Source organism: Candidatus Desulforudis audaxviator MP104C (genome assembly GCF_000018425.1).
In the GTDB taxonomy this organism is placed as follows: Bacteria; Bacillota; Desulfotomaculia; order Desulfotomaculales; family Desulforudaceae; genus Desulforudis; species Desulforudis audaxviator.
The window spans coordinates 307,695-325,691 of sequence record NC_010424.1 but is presented as its reverse complement, the minus strand read 5'-3'; the positions used below and the strand labels follow the sequence as shown (position 1 = coordinate 325,691).

Annotated in this window: 14 protein-coding genes; 2 read left to right on the top strand and 12 right to left on the bottom strand. The window is 65.1% G+C overall.

Translation table 11 applies throughout. The annotated features are described in order from the left end of the window. The 6 genes from DAUD_RS01570 to uvrB form a co-directional block, all read right to left on the bottom strand. The gene (locus DAUD_RS01570; protein WP_012301451.1) at positions 1-2,007 is read right to left on the bottom strand and encodes an amylo-alpha-1,6-glucosidase; all 2,007 of its coding nucleotides are present in this window, start codon (positions 2,005-2,007) and stop codon (positions 1-3) included. A 283-nt stretch (positions 2,008-2,290) separates the two neighbouring features. Continuing rightward, positions 2,291-3,256: an ROK family protein gene (locus DAUD_RS01565; protein ID WP_012301450.1), complete on the bottom strand. Its 966-nt coding sequence runs from the start codon at positions 3,254-3,256 to the stop codon at positions 2,291-2,293. Between the two features lie 43 nt (positions 3,257-3,299). Then, positions 3,300-4,109: a Cof-type HAD-IIB family hydrolase gene (locus DAUD_RS01560; RefSeq protein WP_012301449.1), complete on the bottom strand. Its 810-nt coding sequence runs from the start codon at positions 4,107-4,109 to the stop codon at positions 3,300-3,302. A gap of 220 nt (positions 4,110-4,329) precedes the next feature. Continuing rightward, entirely contained in the window at positions 4,330-6,174 is a 1,845-nt protein-coding gene (gene uvrC / locus DAUD_RS01555; protein ID WP_012301448.1) for an excinuclease ABC subunit UvrC, read from the bottom strand. 57 nt (positions 6,175-6,231) lie between these two features. Next, positions 6,232-9,072 (bottom strand): excinuclease ABC subunit UvrA, encoded by a 2,841-nt coding sequence (uvrA, locus tag DAUD_RS01550; protein WP_012301447.1) that lies wholly within the window; start codon positions 9,070-9,072, stop codon positions 6,232-6,234. Between the two features lie 33 nt (positions 9,073-9,105). Next, a complete protein-coding gene (gene uvrB / locus DAUD_RS01545) occupies positions 9,106-11,130 on the bottom strand; it encodes an excinuclease ABC subunit UvrB (RefSeq protein WP_012301446.1) in 2,025 nt (674 codons plus the stop codon). Positions 11,131-11,308: 178 nt separating this feature from the next. Between uvrB and DAUD_RS01540 the strand changes: the two genes are divergently transcribed. After that, a complete protein-coding gene (locus tag DAUD_RS01540) occupies positions 11,309-11,503 on the top strand; it encodes a hypothetical protein (RefSeq protein WP_041570717.1) in 195 nt (64 codons plus the stop codon). 88 nt (positions 11,504-11,591) lie between these two features. Here DAUD_RS01540 and DAUD_RS01535 read toward each other — a convergent pair whose 3' ends face one another. Beyond that, positions 11,592-12,869: a sugar ABC transporter substrate-binding protein gene (locus tag DAUD_RS01535; RefSeq protein ID WP_012301445.1), complete on the bottom strand. Its 1,278-nt coding sequence runs from the start codon at positions 12,867-12,869 to the stop codon at positions 11,592-11,594. Between the two features lie 95 nt (positions 12,870-12,964). On the opposite strand from DAUD_RS01535, the gene DAUD_RS01530 reads away from it, so the two are divergent. Next, positions 12,965-13,288 carry a DUF2508 family protein gene (locus DAUD_RS01530; RefSeq protein ID WP_012301444.1) on the top strand — a complete coding sequence of 108 codons (324 nt, stop codon included), beginning with the start codon at positions 12,965-12,967 and terminating at the stop codon, positions 13,286-13,288. Here the strand turns inward: DAUD_RS01530 and DAUD_RS01525 are convergent. The 5 genes from DAUD_RS01525 to DAUD_RS01505 all read right to left on the bottom strand — a co-directional run bounded on the left by DAUD_RS01525 (position 13,249) and on the right by DAUD_RS01505 (position 17,927). Next, entirely contained in the window at positions 13,249-13,872 is a 624-nt protein-coding gene (locus DAUD_RS01525) for a uracil-DNA glycosylase (RefSeq protein WP_012301443.1), read from the bottom strand. The two genes, DAUD_RS01530 and DAUD_RS01525, sit on opposite strands and share 40 nt — an antisense overlap. A gap of 38 nt (positions 13,873-13,910) precedes the next feature. Further along, entirely contained in the window at positions 13,911-14,099 is a 189-nt protein-coding gene (locus DAUD_RS01520; protein WP_012301442.1) for a CooT family nickel-binding protein, read from the bottom strand. A 192-nt stretch (positions 14,100-14,291) separates the two neighbouring features. Beyond that, on the bottom strand, positions 14,292-15,539 hold the full coding sequence (locus tag DAUD_RS01515) for a PDZ domain-containing protein (RefSeq protein WP_012301441.1): 1,248 nt from the start codon (positions 15,537-15,539) through the stop codon (positions 14,292-14,294). A gap of 1 nt (position 15,540) precedes the next feature. Continuing rightward, on the bottom strand, positions 15,541-16,674 hold the full coding sequence (locus DAUD_RS01510; protein ID WP_012301440.1) for a S41 family peptidase: 1,134 nt from the start codon (positions 16,672-16,674) through the stop codon (positions 15,541-15,543). Positions 16,675-16,802: 128 nt separating this feature from the next. Continuing rightward, positions 16,803-17,927, bottom strand: a complete 1,125-nt coding sequence (locus tag DAUD_RS01505; RefSeq protein ID WP_012301439.1) for a murein hydrolase activator EnvC family protein — start codon at positions 17,925-17,927, stop codon at positions 16,803-16,805. Positions 17,928-17,997 lie beyond the last annotated feature (70 nt).

The window sequence follows — 17,997 nt, the reverse complement described above, 5'->3', positions numbered from 1 at the left end:
TCAGCCGCCGGTGCGCAATTCTTCCGCCATTATCCGCTGAGTCTCTGGACTTTCTTCGAGCACGTCCTCTACGTAGGCCCGGAGCACCTCGGCCACGCCCCAGGCCTGGGCGAAACAGCCCCGCGGCACCACCGGCTCGTCACCGTCGAAAATCTCGGACACCGAACCGATTCCATGATCGCGCAGGTGGTCACGGAAGGGGGCCAAGAACGCTCCAGCCCGCACCCGGGAAGCGTACGAGTACCCGTGAACCCGCCGGTAGGCCGTGATGAACGGGCCCATCAGCCAGCTCCAGGCCGTGCCCTGGTGGTAGGCGCCGTCCCGCGCCAGGCGGTCCCCCCGGTACACCCCCCGGTAACGGGGATCGCGAGGCGCCAGGGACCGCAGGCCGTAGTGGGCGTAAAGCTCCCGCCAGACCGCCCGGACGATGTTTCTGCCCTCCCGGACCGGATCGAGCACCGGAAACGCCAAGGACAGGGACAGAATCTGGTTTGGGCGCAGGCTCCCGTCCTTTTCTTCATCCCCGACGACGTCGTACAGGTAGTCGCCTTCGGGCCGCCAGAACTCCCGCCGGAAGCTCTCCCGCACCTTCCCGGCCAGACCCGGCCCGGCTTCCGGGAGACCGTACCGGCGCCCCAGCGTTTCCGACACGCGCAGGGCGTTGTACCAGAGGGCCTGGACCTCGACCGGTTTCCCGTGCCGGGGGGTGACCACCCAGTCGTTCACCTTGGCGTCCATCCAGGTCAACTGCACCCCGGGGCCGCCGGCCCGGATCAGCCCGTCCGCGTCGGCGCCGATGTTGTACTCCGTGCCCTCGAAGTAACATTTAATAATATCCTGCAGCACCGGCCAGATATGCTTCCGAATGAAGGAGTCGTCCCCGGTGTAAACCAGGTACCGATAGGCCGCGTGGCAGAACCAGAGCGCAGCGTCGACCGTGTTGTACAGCGGTCTTTCCCCGGAGTCCGGAAAAAAGTTGGGGATCAAACCCCCCTCAGCGTAACGGGCGAAGGTCTCCAGGATCTCCCGGGCCGTGGCGAAGCGCTTGGTCACCAGAGTCAGCCCGGGCAAGGCGATCATCGCGTCCCGGCCCCAGTCGGTGAACCAGGGATACCCGGCGATGATCGTGGTTTTTCCGGTCGACCGCCGGTGGGCAATAAAGGCATCGCCGGCCCGCACCAGCCGCCGGGCAAACCAATCGTCATACCCGGCGCGCCGCACCAGTTCATCCAGCCGCGCCCGCTGTTCCCTAAGGGCCGCCTCCGGGTTCAAATCCAACGGCTCCAGGCCGCCCGTCACCGCGAAGACCCGCTCCTCGCCAGGTCCGAACTCCACTTCGAAAAAACCGGGTATGAAGTGATCTTCGCTCGGATTCAAGCCCCTTTCGGCCTCCGCCGCATAGTACACCCCCAGGTACCAGTCGGGCTGAAGCGTAAAATCCCCGGCGGTGGCCCGTAAGTGTAGGATCGGCCCGCCAGCGGCCGGTTGGACCTCGACCCCCCGTGCCCCCTGCCGGACGTCAAAGGACACCTGGTCCCGGTACGTGTTGCCGTGGTAGTCCCGGCAGTTCACCAGGGGCACCAGGATCATCCGCGCGGGCGCGGCGCCGTTTCTGACCCGGTACACTACCACGGTCGCGTTCTTCCCGTGTACCATGAACACCGTCTTCTCAACCGACACGTCCCTGAAAGCGTACACGAACTGCGGGAACGGGTCGACCTTCACCCGCTGCAGGTGGATAAAACCGCTCTCGGTCACCCGCCCTCCCGCCTGGTTCACCGCCAGGTTGAAAACCTCCCCGCCAGCCACGAAACGCTCGTCCAGTTTGGACCACAGGAGCAACCGCCCGGTGGGCGGGGTGAGTGCAGCCACCAGCAGACCGTGGTACCGCCGCGTGTTGGCCCCGATCAAGGTGCCGCAGCCGAAGCCGCCCAGACCGTTGGTGACGAGCCACTCTTTTTCGGTGCCGCGGTCGAAGTCCCGCCAATCAGCCTTGCCGAAATGCATAAACAACGTCATCCCCGAAGCCGGGCCTGGTTTTAGTCTTTTCTCACCCTAGTGTTTACCGGAGCCTGATGAGTAAACCGCTTCACCTTACCAATTGTTTATCTTTACCATGTTCGGGCACAGCCCTCGAATTCCCTTCCCGGTTATAGACCCGGTCGACTAAAAAACAGAGTGCCAACGTATTGTTCTTGTCGGTTTCGCCAATGAACCGGCGGCCTATTGGTTGATCATTTCCTTGATGCGTTCCGCCGCCACATTGGAAGTATACACCAAACCCCCACGCTTATCTGCTGCGCAGGGCCAGGGTGACCGCACCCAAGGCGCCCGCCCGCGCGCCCAGCGCGCCCGGTACCAGCCGCACCCGGCGGTAGGCCGCATCCAAGGCCTGTTCCCGCAGGGAGCGGTCCATTCGGTCCCACAGCAGTCGGCCGCTCTTCATCACCCCGCCGCCCAGCACGATCCGACACGGGTTCAGGAGGTTGACGACGGCAGCCAGCCCGGTCCCCAGGTGCCAGGCGGCCTCATCCAGGATGGCGCGCGCCTCCGGGTCACCCGCTTCGGCCGCGCGGGCCACGGTCGCGGCCGTAACGGCCTCCGCTTCCCCGCCCGCCAGGGCCAGGATGCCGGCGCCCGCACCCGCACCTTTGTCCAGCAGTTCCCGGGCCCGAAGCGCGATGGCCGTACCGGAGGCCACCGCCTCCAGGCACCCCCTGCTCCCGCAGCGGCAGCCCGGGCCGCCGGGCACCACGGTGATGTGCCCGATCTCGCCCGCTCCGCCGCCCACCCCGCCGTAGATCTCCCCCCTCAGGATGAGCCCGCCGCCGATTCCGGTGCTGACGGTGACGTACACCAGTTCGTTGCAGTCTCTCCCCGCGCCGAAAGTGTGCTCGCCAAGGGCGCCGAGGTTCGCGTCGTTCTCGAGGCATACGGGGAGTTGAAGGCGCGCCTCCAGGTCGGCCCGCAGGGGCGCTTCTTTCCAGCCCAGGTTGGGCGCCTGGTGAACGATCCCGGTATCCGGGTCAAGCGGTCCGGGCGCCCCGACCCCCACAGCCCGGACATTTTCCGGTTTCACGCCAGCCTGTGCTGCGACCGCGACCACCGTGTCCGCGATCTGGTCCAAAACGGCTTCGTATCCCCGCCCGGCCGCGGTCGGTACCTCCGCCTCAGCCGCGACCGTGCCTTCCACCGTGGCCAGCAATGTGTATATTTTGGTGCCGCCCAGGTCCACCCCGACTACGTATCCGGGCATGTGCCCACCCCGCTTCCTATGTTTCTGCCGGTTGCCCCCGCCGCTACCTGCCGAGCACGAACCGTTCGATGGCCTCGGCCACGCCGTCCGCGTCGTTGGACGCCGTGACGTGGTCCGCATACCGTTTGACCTCGTCCCGGGCGTTGTCCATCATTATGCCCAGCCCGGCCCAGGCCACCATGTCCAGGTCGTTGTAACCGTCGCCGATCGCCATCACCGCCTCCCGCGGGATGCCGTAGTACGCCGCCAGGTACTGCAGCGCCCGGCCCTTGGTGGCCAGGGGGTGGGAAAACTCCAGGAACTTGGGCTTCGAACGGGTGATGTGCACCCGCTCCGCCGGGAAAAGGGCGATCATCTCCTGCTCCAGGCGCTCGATTTCGTCCTCGCCGCCGATGGCCAGCACCTTGGTCGGGTTGCGGTCGCCGAGGTAGACCAGGAGATCGCCCACCGGGTGGGCTTCAACCCGGGAGAGGTCGGCGTACCTTTTGCCGAGTTCGGTCAGGACTTCCATGTAGAGCTGGTCGTCCAGGTACACATTGAGATGGTAGCCATAGGCTCGCAGGCGTTCGATCACGGCCCGAGCGGTGTCGTTCGCCAGCGCCCGGTGCAGAAGCTCAGCGCCGGTCACCGGGTGCTTTACCAGCGCGCCCTGGTAAGTGATGATCGGAGCGTCAATGCCCAGGCGGCGCGCGAACGGCACCGCAGAAAGATACATCCGCCCGGTCGCCAGGGTGACCACCACACCCAGCGCCTGGGCGCGGCTGATCGCCCGCCCCGCGCGCGGCGAAACCTCCAGCCCGCTCGTGAGCAGGGTGTCGTCCAGGTCGACGGCCACCAACCTGTAGTCCGGCAAACAAAAACCCCCTCTGCGCGCGGACACGGACCGAAGTCCGCCGGTCTTTTCCGCCTCGGTCTTTTTCCGGCCCCAGACGTAAACCTCTCCTGTCATGTTCCTTCAGGGAGGCCGGGTTTATCCAGAGAACGTTGATACACCGTGTGATCCAAGTTCGATGGCCGGCACCGGATACCTTCCCGGTCGAAGGCAAGGTTTGAATAGCGGCCGAAACCGGCCGCTATTCAGTGGGAGTGTCTTGGAAGTAGTCGTACACGGCCTGGGCGGCCTTGCGGTTCATGGACGGGACGGCGGCCAGTTCCGCCAGTGTCGCCCCCTTCAGGGCGTCCAGGGACGGGAAGGCTTTCTGCAGGGCGCGGCGCCGCGCCGGGCCAATGCCGTCGATCTCCTCCAGCAGAGAGCGCAGGCTTTCCCGGGAACGGGTCCGGCGGTGGGTGTCGACGGCGAACCGGTGGGCCTCGTCGCGCAGGTGCTGCAGGAGGAACAGGGCCTGGGAACCCGGGGGCACCGGCACAGGGTCACTGCGGCCCGGGGCGAAGATCTTTTCCTCTTCCTTGGTCAGGGCAAACACGGGCACGGCTTCGAATCCGGTTTCGCGCAGGCCTTCCAGGGCCGCGCTCAGCTGACCCTTGCCCCCATCGACGAGCACCAGGTCGGGCAAGCGATGGAACCGGGCGTCGCGAGACGAAAGCCGCCCCGTGGCGATCAGTTTCCCCTCTTCCCGGGCCCGGGCGAAACGGCGGGCCACCACCTCGCGCATGGCGGCGAAATCGTTCGGGGTTCCGGCGGTCTCCCGCACCCGGAACTGCCGGTACTCGCCGGGGGCCGGGCGGCCGTCCTCGAAAACGACCATGACGCCCACCGTCTGGGCGCCCTGGAGGTTGGAAATGTCATACCCTTCCAGGCGGGCCGGGGCCTGGTCCAGCCCCAGGACAGCGGCCAGTTCGGCCAGGGCCTCCCCCGCGTCGCGCTCAAATTCCATCTGGGCCCGGGCCTCGGCGGCGTTTTGCTCGGCCAGGCGGACCAGTTCACGCTTGCGCCCACGCCGGGGCACGTGCAGCCGGACGCGGCCCTGCCGGCGCAGTCCCAGCCACTCGGCAATCAACCCTTGTTCCTCGCCCAGCGGGACAGGGAGCAGCACCTCTGGCGGAATCAAACCGGCCTCCCGGTAGTACTGCTTCAAAAAGGCGGCCAGCACCTCGGCGTCCGACCGTTCCGCGATCCCCTGCAGGTCCAGGCTGTGCCGCCCGAGTAGCTTGCCGTCCCTGATTTCCAGCACAATCACGCGGCCCCGGTTTCCGTCCCGGGCCAGCGCGAGCACGTCCCGATCCTCCCGTCCCGGGGACACGATGCTCTGCCGGGCCAGCACCTGTTCGACGGCCCGGAGCTGGTCGCGCAGTTCGGCCGCCCGCTCGAACTCCAGGTTCGCCGCGGCCGCCTCCATCTTCCGGGCCAGGCCGCGGACCAGGTCGGCGTGCCGCCCTTCCAGGAACAGCAGCACCTCCTGCACCATGGCCCGGTACCGCTCGGGGTCGACCGTGCCGGAACAGGGGCCCAGGCAGCGCCCGATGTGGTGGTTCAGGCACGGGCGCTGCTGTCTGAAGCGGGTCTGGCGGCAGGAACGGAGCGGGAAGAGTTTTTTCAGGAGCCGCACCGTCTCGTGCACCGCCGCTGCGCTCGGGTAGGGGCCGAAGTACCGGGCCCCGTCGCGCGGCTGGGCGCGCGTCAGGAAGATGCGTGGGTACTCCTCCTGGACGGTCACCTTCAGGTACGGGTAGCTCTTGTCGTCCTTGAGCACCACGTTGTAGCGCGGCCGGTGCTCCTTAATCAGGTTCGACTCCAGGATCAGGGCCTCGATTTCCGATCCGGTGACCAGACACTCCACGTCCCGCGTCTTGCCGACCAGCGCTTGAACCTTGTCGCTCCGCGCCCCGGTGAAATAAGACCGCACCCGGTTTTTGAGGGATACGGCCTTGCCAACGTACAGCACCTCGCCGCGCGCGCCGCGGAAGAGGTACACCCCGGGTTTGTCGGGGAAGTGTTTGACTTTTTCCGCCGGCTCCACGGATTTCCCTCCACCTCACGAAAGTCAAAGAAGGTAAAAAGGGGCCTGGCCCCTTTTTCAGGCTTCGGCGGCGGCGCGGCCGGGGGTCCGGTCCAACACACGCCGCAGGAACCGGCCGGTGTAAGATTCAGCCTGGGCCGCCACTTCTTCGGGAGTGCCGGTGGCCACCACCCGGCCGCCCCGGTCCCCGCCTTCGGGACCAAGGTCGATGATGTAGTCGGCTGTTTTGATCACGTCCAGGTTGTGTTCGATCACGATTACCGTGTTCCCGGCGTCCACCAAGCGCTGCAACACCTGCAAAAGCTTCTTGATGTCCGCGAAATGCAGCCCGGTGGTGGGCTCGTCCAGGATGTACAGCGTCCGTCCGGTCGCCCGCCGGGAAAGTTCGGCGGCCAGCTTCACCCGTTGGGCTTCGCCGCCCGAGAGCGTGGTGGCCGGCTGGCCGAGGCGGATGTAGCCCAGGCCCACGTCCTGCAGGGTGCACAGGCGGCGGTAGATCTTCGGGACCGGCGCGAAGAACTCGGCGGCCTGGTCCACCGTCATGTCCAGGACGTCGGCGATGGTCCGCCCCTTGTACCGGACGTCCAGCGTCTCCCGGTTGTACCGGCGTCCCCCGCACACCTCGCAGGGCACATAGACGTCGGGCAGAAAGTGCATCTCGATCCGGATGATCCCGTCGCCCCGGCAGGCCTCGCAGCGCCCGCCCCGGACGTTGAAGCTGAACCGGCCGGGCTTGTAACCGCGCATCCGGGCCTCCGGGGTGAGCGCGAAAAGCTCCCGGATATCGGTGAACACCCCGGTGTAGGTGGCCGGGTTCGAACGGGGGGTCCGGCCGATCGGCGACTGGTCGACGTTGATCACTTTGTCCAGATGCTCCGTGCCCCGGATTTCGTCGTGCACCCCCGGGTGGGTCCGGGTGCCGTGCAGGGCGGCGGCCAGCGCCTTGTTCAGAATTTCGTTCACCAGGGTGCTCTTCCCGGAACCGGATACCCCAGTGACGCATGTGAACACGCCCAGCGGAAAGGGCACGTCGATGTTGTTCAGATTGTGCTCACGCGCCCCGATGACCTCGACCCACCGTTCTCCGGGAGCCCGGCGCGCCGGGGGCACCGCGATAAACTTCCGGCCGGCCAGGTACTGCCCGGTGATGGAAGCGTCCGTGCCGGTGATCTCCCGCAGGGTGCCCGCCGCCACCACCCGGCCGCCGTCCAGCCCGGCGCCGGGGCCGATGTCGATGATGTGGTCGGCGGCCCGGATGGTCTCCTCGTCGTGTTCGACGACGATCAGGGTGTTCCCCAGGTCGCGCAGCTGCTTCAGGGTGTCCAGGAGCCGTCCGTTGTCCCGGGGGTGCAGCCCGATGCTCGGCTCGTCCAGGATGTAGAGCACCCCCACCAGGCCGGAACCGATCTGGGTGGCCAGCCGGATCCGCTGGGCCTCACCGCCCGACAGCGTGGCCGCCTGGCGGTCCAGGGTCAGGTAGTCCAGGCCGACGTTGACCAGGAAACCCAGCCGGGCCCGCAGTTCCTTGAGCACCCGCTGCCCGATCAGCGTCTCCCGGGCGGTCAGGTTTAAGCCGGCAAAAAACCGGTCGGCCGCGGTAATCGACAGCGCGGCCACCTCGGCGATCGATTTTCCGCCCACCTTGACGGCCAGCGCCTCCGGCTTCAACCGGCGCCCCCCGCAGTCCGGACAGGGCCTGGTGCGCATCATCCGCTCGGTCTCCTCGCGGACGTGGTCGGAGGTGGTCTCCCGGTGCTTGCGACTCAGGAAGGACACCACCCCTTCAAACGGCGCGGTATAGCGGCGCAAGCGCCCGGTCATGTCCCGGTAGCTGAAGGAGATGCGGGTCCCGCCGGTGCCGTACAGAATGATGTCCAGGTGGTCCGGGTCAAGCTCCCGCACCGGGACCTGCAGGCTGAACCCGTAGTGCCGGGCCAGGCCCTCAAGGATGTGGTAACCCCGGGTCCACCAGGCCCAGGCGGCCACGGCGCCTTCGTACAAGGTCTTGTTCCGGTCGGGGATAACCAGGTCGACGTCGACCTCCAGGCGGCTGCCCAGGCCGGTGCACGTCGGGCAGGCCCCCACCGGGCTGTTGAAGGAAAACAGGCGCGGCGTGATCTCGCTGAAGCTGAAACCGCAGTCCACGCAGGCGAAATTCTGGCTGAACACGATCTCCGGCCCGTCAATGACAGCGCAGACGGCCAGGCCGCCGGTCTGCTTCAGGGCCGTCTCCAGGGAGTCGGCCAGCCGGGGCTCCAGGCCCGGCTTGACCACCAACCGGTCGACGACGATCTCGATGGTGTGCTTCTTGTTGCGGTCGAGGCTGATATCCTCGCCGATCTCCCGCATTTCCCCGTCGATGCGCATCCGGACAAACCCGCCGCGCCGGGCCTCCTCCAGCACCCGCACGTGTTCGCCCTTCTTGCCCCGGACGACCGGGGCCAGGATCTGCAGGCGGGTGCCCTCCCCCAGCGCCATCACCTGGTCGACCATCTGCTCCACCGTCTGGCTACTGATCGGATGGCCGCAATGCGGGCAGTGGGGCCGTCCCACCCGGGCGAACAGCAGCCGCAGATAGTCGTAAATCTCGGTCACGGTGCCCACCGTGGACCGGGGGTTGTGCGAACGGGTTTTCTGGTCGATGGAGATGGCCGGGGACAGGCCCTCGATGTAGTCGACGTCGGGTTTGTCCATCTGGCCCAGGAACTGCCGTGCGTAGGCCGACAGTGACTCCACGTAGCGGCGCTGCCCTTCGGCGTAGATGGTGTCAAAAGCCAGCGAAGACTTCCCGCTTCCGGACAAACCGGTCAGTACAACCAGCTTGTTCCGGGGGATCTCCACGACGATGTTCTTCAGGTTGTGTACGCGCGCGCCGCGAACGACGATTTTGTCCTGCATGGCGATACTGTTATAACCTCCATCTGGTTCGGCCTACTCCGGTTCGTCGCCGACCGCCGGGCGGAGCGAGCGGACGCCTTTGGGCTGAAGCTGCAGCCGGAGTTCAATCAGGGCGTCGCGCAGCTGGGCCGCCCGCTCGAACTCGAGATGCCGGGCCGCGTACCGCATGTCCTTCTCCAGCCTGGCGATCAGTTTCTTCAGTTCGCTTCTGGTCAGCCGTTTCTCGCTCACCGCGTAGTAGGGCGCTTGGGTTTCGGCCGCCCGGGTGGCCTCGATCACGCTCCGCACCGCCTTCTGCACGGTCTGCGGGGTAATGCCGTGCGCCCGGTTGAAGGCCATCTGACGCTCACGGCGCCGTTCGGTCTCGTCCAGCGCGCGCCGCATGGATCCGGTGATCTGGTCGGCGTACAGGATCACTTTCCCGTTCAGGTTCCGGGCCGCCCGCCCCGCCGTCTGGATCAGGGACCGCTCGGACCGGAGGTACCCCTCCTTGTCGGCGTCCAGAACAGCCACCAGGCTCACCTCGGGCAGGTCCAGCCCCTCCCGCAGCAGGTTGATCCCCACCAGGACGTCAAAGGTCCCCAGGCGCAGGTCGCGCAGGATCTCCATCCGCTCCAGGGTGTTGATCTCCGAGTGCAGGTACCGGACCTTCAGGCCCAGTTCCCGGAAGTAGTCGCATAGGTCCTCGGCCATCCGTTTGGTCAGGGTGGTGACCAGCACCCGCTCGTTTCTCGCCACCCGTTGCCGGATCTCGCCCAAGAGGTCGTCGATCTGGCCCCGGGTGGGCCGGACCACCATCTCCGGGTCCACCAGCCCCGTCGGGCGCACGATCTGTTCCACTACCGCCGCGCTGTGTTTCAGTTCCCATGGGCCGGGAGTAGCCGAAACATACACCCCCTGCCGGACCCGGGCCATGAACTCCGAGAAGGTCAGGGGCCGGTTGTCGAAGGCCGACGGCAGCCTAAAACCGTGTTCCACCAAGGCCACCTTGCGTGAGCGGTCGCCCTCGTACATACCTCCGATCTGGGGGATGGTGATGTGCGACTCGTCCACTATGATCAGCAGGTCGTCAGGGAAGTAGTCGAGCAGGGTAAAGGGCGGCGCTCCCGGTTCCCGCCCGGTCAGGTGGCGGGAGTAGTTCTCGATGCCCTTGCAGTAACCCAGTTCCCGCAACATTTCCAGGTCGTAGTTCGTGCGCTGCTCCAGGCGCTGGGCCTCCAGAAGCTTGTTCGCCGCCCGGAGTTCGGCCAGGCGCTCGGTCAGTTCCGTTTCGATGGCCGTGACCGCCCTGTCCAGCCGGTCCTTGGAGGTGGCGTAGTGGCTGGCCGGCAGGATGGAGACGTGCTGCCGTTCCCCCAGCACTTCCCCGGTCAGGGCGTCGAATTCCAGGATCCGCTCCACCTCGTCACCGAAGAACTCGATCCGGAGCGCCCGCTCCCCGGAGGCGGCCGGAAAGACCTCCAGCACGTCGCCACGCACCCGGAACCGGCCGCGCCCGAAATTGATGTCGTTCCGTTCGTACTGGATGCTTACCAGCTTCCGGAGCACCGCGTCCCGGTCGTAGCCGCCGTTCCGGCGCAGGGAAACGACCAGGTTCCGGTATTCCTCCGGGTCGCCCAGGCCGTAGATGCAGGACACCGAGGCCACGATGATCACGTCCCGCCGCTCGAACAGGGACGAAGTCGCCGAGTGGCGGAGCTTGTCGATCTCCTCGTTGATCGAGGCGTCCTTCTCGATATACATGTCCGAGGACGGGAGGTAGGCCTCCGGCTGGTAGTAGTCGTAGTAACTCACGAAGTACTCCACCGCGTTCTCGGGGAAAAACTCCTTGAACTCCGCGCAAAGCTGCGCGGCCAAAGTCTTGTTCGGCGCAATCACTAGGGTCGGCCGCTGAACCCTGCTGATCACCTGGGCCATGGTATAGGTCTTTCCGGAGCCGGTCACCCCCAGCAGCACCTGGTGCCGCAGGCCCCTTTCTAGGCCGCGGACCAGGTTTTCGATCGCCTGGGGCTGGTCGCCCCGGGGCACATAGTCGGATACGAGTTTAAAAGGGGGCACTTGTCCCCACCTCCACCCGCTATTATACCACTTCGGCAAAACGGGGAAAAACGCGCGTGGTTGGATTACGGGCGCTCCGTTAACATAATGGTGGCACCCGGGTGGTAACGGTGCGGACTTGCAGAGTTGCTCACGGCTTCCCGAAAAGCACTCACAAAGAAATGAGGGGATTCATTAGATGAGAATCCAAAGGGACCGGCTGGTCATCGGTTTTACCGCCGGGGTGATCGCCGGCATAACGATGCCCCAAACTGCTTTTCCTGGAATGGGCGGGACAGCCTTCTTCATGATCATTGCTGAAATCGATTGGGCCGACCAGAAACACAACATTGTTGTGGCTGCTCGAAAACGTCACACTCGCCGGGCAGCCTAAGGCCATTTTTGTCAAAGTACAAAGAACCTAATTGACATAGAGAAGTCTTTTTCGGGGATGCCTTTTTGCGGGAGTGTCTCTCTTGACCTTAGGAGCCGCCGCCCTGGCCGCCGCCCTGGCCGCCGTTTTGACCTCCTTGCTGGCCGCCCTGCCGCTGGGCCTCGATGCTCTTAATTTCGCCCGGAACGTCGATTTCCACCGTCTTACCGTCCTGAGTCTTGATCATCAGCTTGGTCATCGGCTGCTGTTGCTGCTGTCCCTGCTGCTGCCCCTGTTGCTGACCCCCACCCTGTTGTCCTTGCCCCTGGCCTCCACCACCCTGACGCTCCTTGCCTCCCTGCTGACCGCCGCCCCGGGTCAGGTCGCCGTAGTACTCCCGCAGCAGGAAGGTGTTGTTTCCCTGCACAAGGCGCACCGGCACCATGCGGGCCGGCACGGTGTAATCCCCGCTGGTGATCTGCGTCTCGTACGCCCAGTGCCCGTCCCGGGCCAGGCCGACGGCGGCGTCGTAACTAAATTGGGCCAGCAGGTCCGGCCGGACGTCGACCTCGGCGTCGTGGTCCCCGGCGACCAGAGCTTCCGCCGCCGTCCGGTCGGCGCCGACGCCCACGGTCATCACTTCATTCAGCAGGCCCCGCTGCCGGAGCACCTCCACCGCGCTGACCGCCATCCGGCTGTCAACGGCCAGCACGGCCCCCAGCGGGCCAGTCGCCAGCGCTTCGTGCACGCTGGCGGCCGCCCGGCCGGGGTCACCCTGGGGATGCTCTCGCAGTTCGACCGCGAATCCGGGTTGCCCCTCCATAAAGGCGGTGAAGCCCTCGATGATGTTGCGAGAGATCGGGTCCGTCGGGTCCCCGCCCAGAACCAGCACCCGGCCCGGCGCCCCCGCCGGCAGGTTGCGCACCACGAAACGGGCCTGGTGTTCCCCGGCCCGGACCTGTTCGGAAGCCACGTAGGCGTCGAGCGGCGCGTCCGGGGCAAAGGTCTCCAGCGCCACCACCCTGATCCGGTTCATCGCCAGGCGGCGGACGATGCCCGGACCCATCTGCGGCTCCACAAATTGGATCACCACCGCGTCGACCTTCTGCTCGATAAACTGCTCCACGTCTTTCTCCTGGCGGCGGGCGTCGCCTTCCGCGTCCCGCCAGGTGATCCGGACCCGCTCGTCGGTCCCCGCCCGTTCCTGAACGAGGCGTTTGATCACCTGGTTTCCGTCCCGCCGCTCGTCCGCGATACTGTAGGCCACCGCCAGCGGGCGCTCAGCCGGGCGGGCCGCGCCGCCCCGGTTCAGGAGGCCACAGCCGCCGGTTCCCAGCAGGACAAAAGCGATCAGGAGCAGGACAATAGTTGTTTTAGTTCTGGGCACAATACCGCCCCCTAAAGAATATGATTCCTCGAATCCAAAGGTTGATTCTATTTGCGGGGCTACTGGCATAAATTGTGACAAGGGGGGTATTGGAAATGCTTTCCATGAGGGGCCCAGAGCCGAACCCGCTCCTGGAGGCCATTGAAAAGGCCCGGGAGGAGTGCAAAGAGGCGGAAATGATGCTTACTCACGCCGAACCGGACTTCATCGACCACGCGGTGAACCGGATCAACGCCGCCCGCAGTCAGCTCGAGGCCCTGATCCGGGCCGCCAAGAAGCAGGGGCTCCAAGCGTGGGCGGAACTCCGGCCGCTGGCCGAATATCGGCCGGACGAGGACGAAGAAGCGTTGAAAAACAAAAAGCCCACTTCCATGGGCGGTCAGCTCAAATCGTTTTTCAGGGGCACGATCTCACGATAGGCGTCGCGGATCAGCTGGAAATCACGCCACACGTCGCGTTTCTTGCCCGGGTCCCGGAGGAGCGCCGCGGGATGGTAGGTGGGCATGAAACGCACGCGGCCCCGGACAATCCACTGCCCCCGCCAGGCCGTGATGGAAGCTCCGGGATCGATCAGGTTTTTCAGCGCGGTACTGCCCAGGATAACCACCAGCGGGGGTCCGATCAGGGAAAACTGCTTCCGGAGCCAACGGAGGCAGGCTTGCGCCTCTTCCCGGTTGGGCACCCGGTTGCCGGGAGGCCGGCACTTGACCACGTTGGCAATGTACACCTCGGTGCGCGCAAGTCCGGCGGCGTCCAGGATCCGGTCCAGGAGTCGGCCGGCGGCACCGACAAAGGGCCGCCCCAGGCGGTCCTCCTCGGCCCCGGGCCCTTCGCCGATCAACATCAGCCGCGCCCGGGGGTGGCCTTCCCCGAATACCAAGTTTGTCCGGCCCGCGTGCAGGCCGCACTCCCGGCAGTCGGACATCATTTCCCGCAGGTCTTCCAGCGCCTGTGGCCCATCAAGGTCTTCCAGGCTCAGCTGTCCGGAGCGCAATTCCAGCACAGGATCCCTCACCTCCACGACGGTTCCGGCAAAGACCGCTACCCGCGCTCCAGGATGATCTTGTGATCCACCAGGGCCAGTTCACGAATCCGGGCGTTGATAATCTTGCGCCGGCCGAAAATGTCCTCCAGCAGGAGCCCGTCCTCATGCGGCACCACCCGGTCCACCGATTCCAGGATCAGTTCCTCGCCGTCCGTAGTCAAAAGATATGCGTTTGCTTCACACATTCCGTGTTCACGCCCCCGTGTCAAGAAGGATGATACTACGAAGAATTATATTTTTTGTGCCTCCTTACTGTCAATCCGCCCCGGCTGCAGGCTGAAACGGTGCCTTTCAACCCGGCCGCCGTTCAAGCCCAACAAAAACCGGTATTGTGAACCAAGGGCCACTACAGTAACCGTACTCATTCCGCCGGTCAATCATACGCCCCGCCAGCGTTCCAGCCAGCGCTTGACCGGCGGCGTGCCGTCCAGTTCCAGGTAGACCCGCTCGGTACCTTCGGGCACCGGCATCACCCCGAACAACTCTCCCGCGGAAAGCCGCACGTTCTCCCGCCGGAAGTGGGTTCCCCGCCGCAGGTACCCGACTTCCTTGAGCCCGGGTTGCACCAGGGCCGGGTGCATATCGGCGCGGGTGTGCACCCGGAAGCCGTTGATCTCCACGATGACGTCCCCGGACCTGATACCCGCCCGCCAGGCGGGCGAGTGCGGCAAAACGTCCAGGACCATCAACCCGGCCGGATGGGGTACAAACAGGGGGCGGCTGTGCAGTTCCATGTGTTTGCTGATGTGAATAATGAGTTCGTGACCAAGCGGGGCGAAAAGGGCCGCCAGCCAAGCGGCCCCGCCTCCGGACAGGGCCAGTACGGCCAGGACGAACAGCGTGACGCTGTAGCCGGCCAGGTATAGGGCGCTGATCCGGGTCTTGTCGGCGGGTAGGCGGGAGGTGGCAATGTCCGCGTAGCCCAGGCCGGCCACCAGGGTCATCATGGCGAAGACCACGGTGCCAGTGCCAGTGCCAAACGGCAAGTCCGGTTTGATCAGCGGCCACCATTCGGGCATCGCCACCAGTTCCATTCCGGGGGCCATGGTACCCGTAACGATGGTCAGGGCGACAATCGGGATCGGCCAGAACTTTTGCAGGGTGAAGCCCCCGACTATCCGTCCTCCGGGGAGGCGGATGTAGGCGGGCACCGCACCCAGGTGCCCGCTGGCCAGGATCAATATGCTCTCGACAAAGTGGAGGATGGCCACCAAGGCCATCACGGTGGGAATACTGATATCCGGGAAACCGAACAGCAGGTTGCTGACGGCCAGCACCCCGCCGCCGTAAGCGAAACAGAGCAGGCGCGGATTGACCAGCATGAGCAGTATGGCTACCGGCAGGAGGTAAAACAGCCCGGAACCGTGAATGGTTATTCCGGTCAGGAAGATGAGGTAACCGCCAATCAGCCCGCCGCCGAACCCGTAGGCGGTGGCGGTCAGGGTGTCGGCCAGGATAGAGTTGCCGCGGGCCCCAAAGAAACCGGCCCGTAACTGGGCGATGCGCCGGTACTGAAAAGCAACCAGCACGATGACCAGCCAGAACAGGGGGTGGAACAGGGCGTGCACCACCGAGGTGAACACGGCCCCCAACGCCCATTCAAAGGGGAAACCCCCAGGAGCCATCTTATTTTAGCCCCGCTTTCAGGATTTCCAGGGCTTTCTCAAGCTGCGGATCGGACTCGAAATCGGCCGAATCCTCCACCTCGATATGGGGCTTGATCCCCTTCCGGTTCAGGTCGTAACCCAAAGGCGTCAGGTAGCGGGCCGTGGTCAGTTTCAGGCCGGCCCCGTTCCGGAGCGGGAATACGTTTTGTACCACCCCTTTGCCGTAAGTCTGGGTGCCGATCAGGATGCCGGATTTCGTATCTTTGACCGCGCCAGCCACAATTTCGGCGGCGCTGGCCGTGGTCCGGTTGATCAGCACCACCAGCGGCACTTCCAGACGGTGTTTTTCAGCGTAGTAAGTCTCGTCTTCGCCGGTACGGTAGTCGATGTGCACGATCGGGCCGGTGCCCAGGAAGAGGTCGGCCACCTCGACCGCCGCCATCAGGTCACCGCCCGGGTTGTCACGCAGGTCCAGGATCAGGCCGCGCAGGCCGCTCTCAAAGCTGTTCAACAGGTAGGCCAACTCACCGCCCGTCTTTTCGGTGAACTGACTGATGACCACATAGCCGATCCCACCGTCCTTGAGTTCCCCCTCCACCGTCGGAACCTGGATCTGCCGCCGGACCACCATAAACTCCAGCGGTTCCCCGCTACTGTCCCGCCGAATCGTAAGCCGCACCTGAGTGCCCACCTCGCCGCGCATCAGCATCACCGCGGTTTCCAGGTCCATATCCCGGGTATCCTTGCCGTCCACGGCCAGGATCACATCTCCGGCCCGAAGCCCGGCCTCGGCCGCGGGGGTGCCCTCGTACGGGCGGACCACGGTCAGCCCTTCGTCACGGTACCCGACCAGGATCCCGATGCCGCCGAAGGAGCCCTTCACCTGTTCCATAAACCGGGCGTAGGTTTCCGGCTCCAGGTATACCGAATACGGGTCGTCCAGGGCCTCCACCACGCCGCGGATGGCGCCTTCAATCATCCGCTCGCTGTCCATCGCCTCCAGGTACTCGGCGTGCACCAGGCGAACCACCTGGACCAGGTTGCCCAGTTGTTTGAAGTTGGTAAACACCGCGAAGTTCAGGACGATGACCGCCCCGACCAGGAGTGACCCCATCCCGTAAAAGAACCAACGCATCGACTGCCGGCGAGGCAATATAAAACACCACCGTAGCATAGGGTTAGGTACGCTATTATACTATCTTAGCCCGTCCCAAATTACAACCGCGCAAGACTAAGGGCCGCCCCGAGGCGGCCCCGCGGTGACTTTAGCCGGTAAACCGTTTACCGGAGATAATTCCAGGGACTGACAACCTCTCCGTGCTCCCGAACGGTAAAGTGGAGGTGTGGTCCGGTGGAAAGGCCGGTGCTGCCGACCCGAGCGATAGTTTCGCCTTGGGCCACTATTTGGCCCTCGCTGACCCCCATGGTAGACAGATGGGCGTAGAGCGTGGTCACGCCCCCGCCGTGGTCGAGCACGATCACGTTGCCGTAACCCCGGAGGGTACCCACGTAAAGGACCCGCCCGGTGCCCCCCGCCACCACCGCCGCCCCGTAGGGCGCCGGGATGTCGATGCCGTCGTGGAACCGCTGCACTCCCAGGATCGGGTGCCGGCGCCAGCCGAAGTCCGAGGACACCCGGGTATAGTTTGGAACCGGCCAGGCGAACTTGCCGGTATGCAGAACATCCTTACCCGCCCGCTGCAGGGCGATCTGGCGCAAGATCTCCTGTTCTTCGCGTTCCAGCTTGTCTACTTCGGCCTCGAACTGCGCCAGGTTGCCGCGGGCGACGGCGAGCAGGGATTCTTTCTCCCGCTGCTCGTTCAAAAGGGACCGGTAGGCCGCTTCCTGCTCGGAACGCAGGGACTGCACCTGCGCCCGCCGCTCCTCGATGGCCTCTTTCTGGCGTTCAATCGCCAGCCGTTCCTCTTCAATCTGCTCGATTAGGGCCACGTCCCGGGCCAGGATCTCCTTTAAGAACTCGACCCGGGTAACGAATTCGTTGAAACTTTGGGCACCCAACAACACCTCCAGGTAGGTGATGTTCCCGTTTTCGTAGGCGCTGCGGACCCGGGCCGCAAACAGCGCATTCATCTCCTGCAGCCGGGCCTCGGCGTCGGCAAGTTCGCTCTCGGCTTCCTTCAAGCGCGCCGTCACCTCGTGCAGCAGGGCGGTCAACTGATCAATCCGCAACAACCGGCCCTTAATTGAATTGTCGATGACCGCGATCTCCCGGGTGAAGTGGCGCACCTCGCCACGGACCGATTCGGTCCGCTGCCGGGCCGATTCAAGTTGCCGCCGCGTCTGCTCCAACTGCTGCTCCAACCCGCCGTAGGCCAGCGTATACGAACCGGCGAAGACGAGGAGCAGGACCGCGATCAATCCGGCGGTGATCCAGGAACGGCGCAAAACCGGGAGCCTCCTTCCGGAAACACGGATCGGTCACTTTTTCTATCGGTTGCTGAAGGTCACGGCTCAA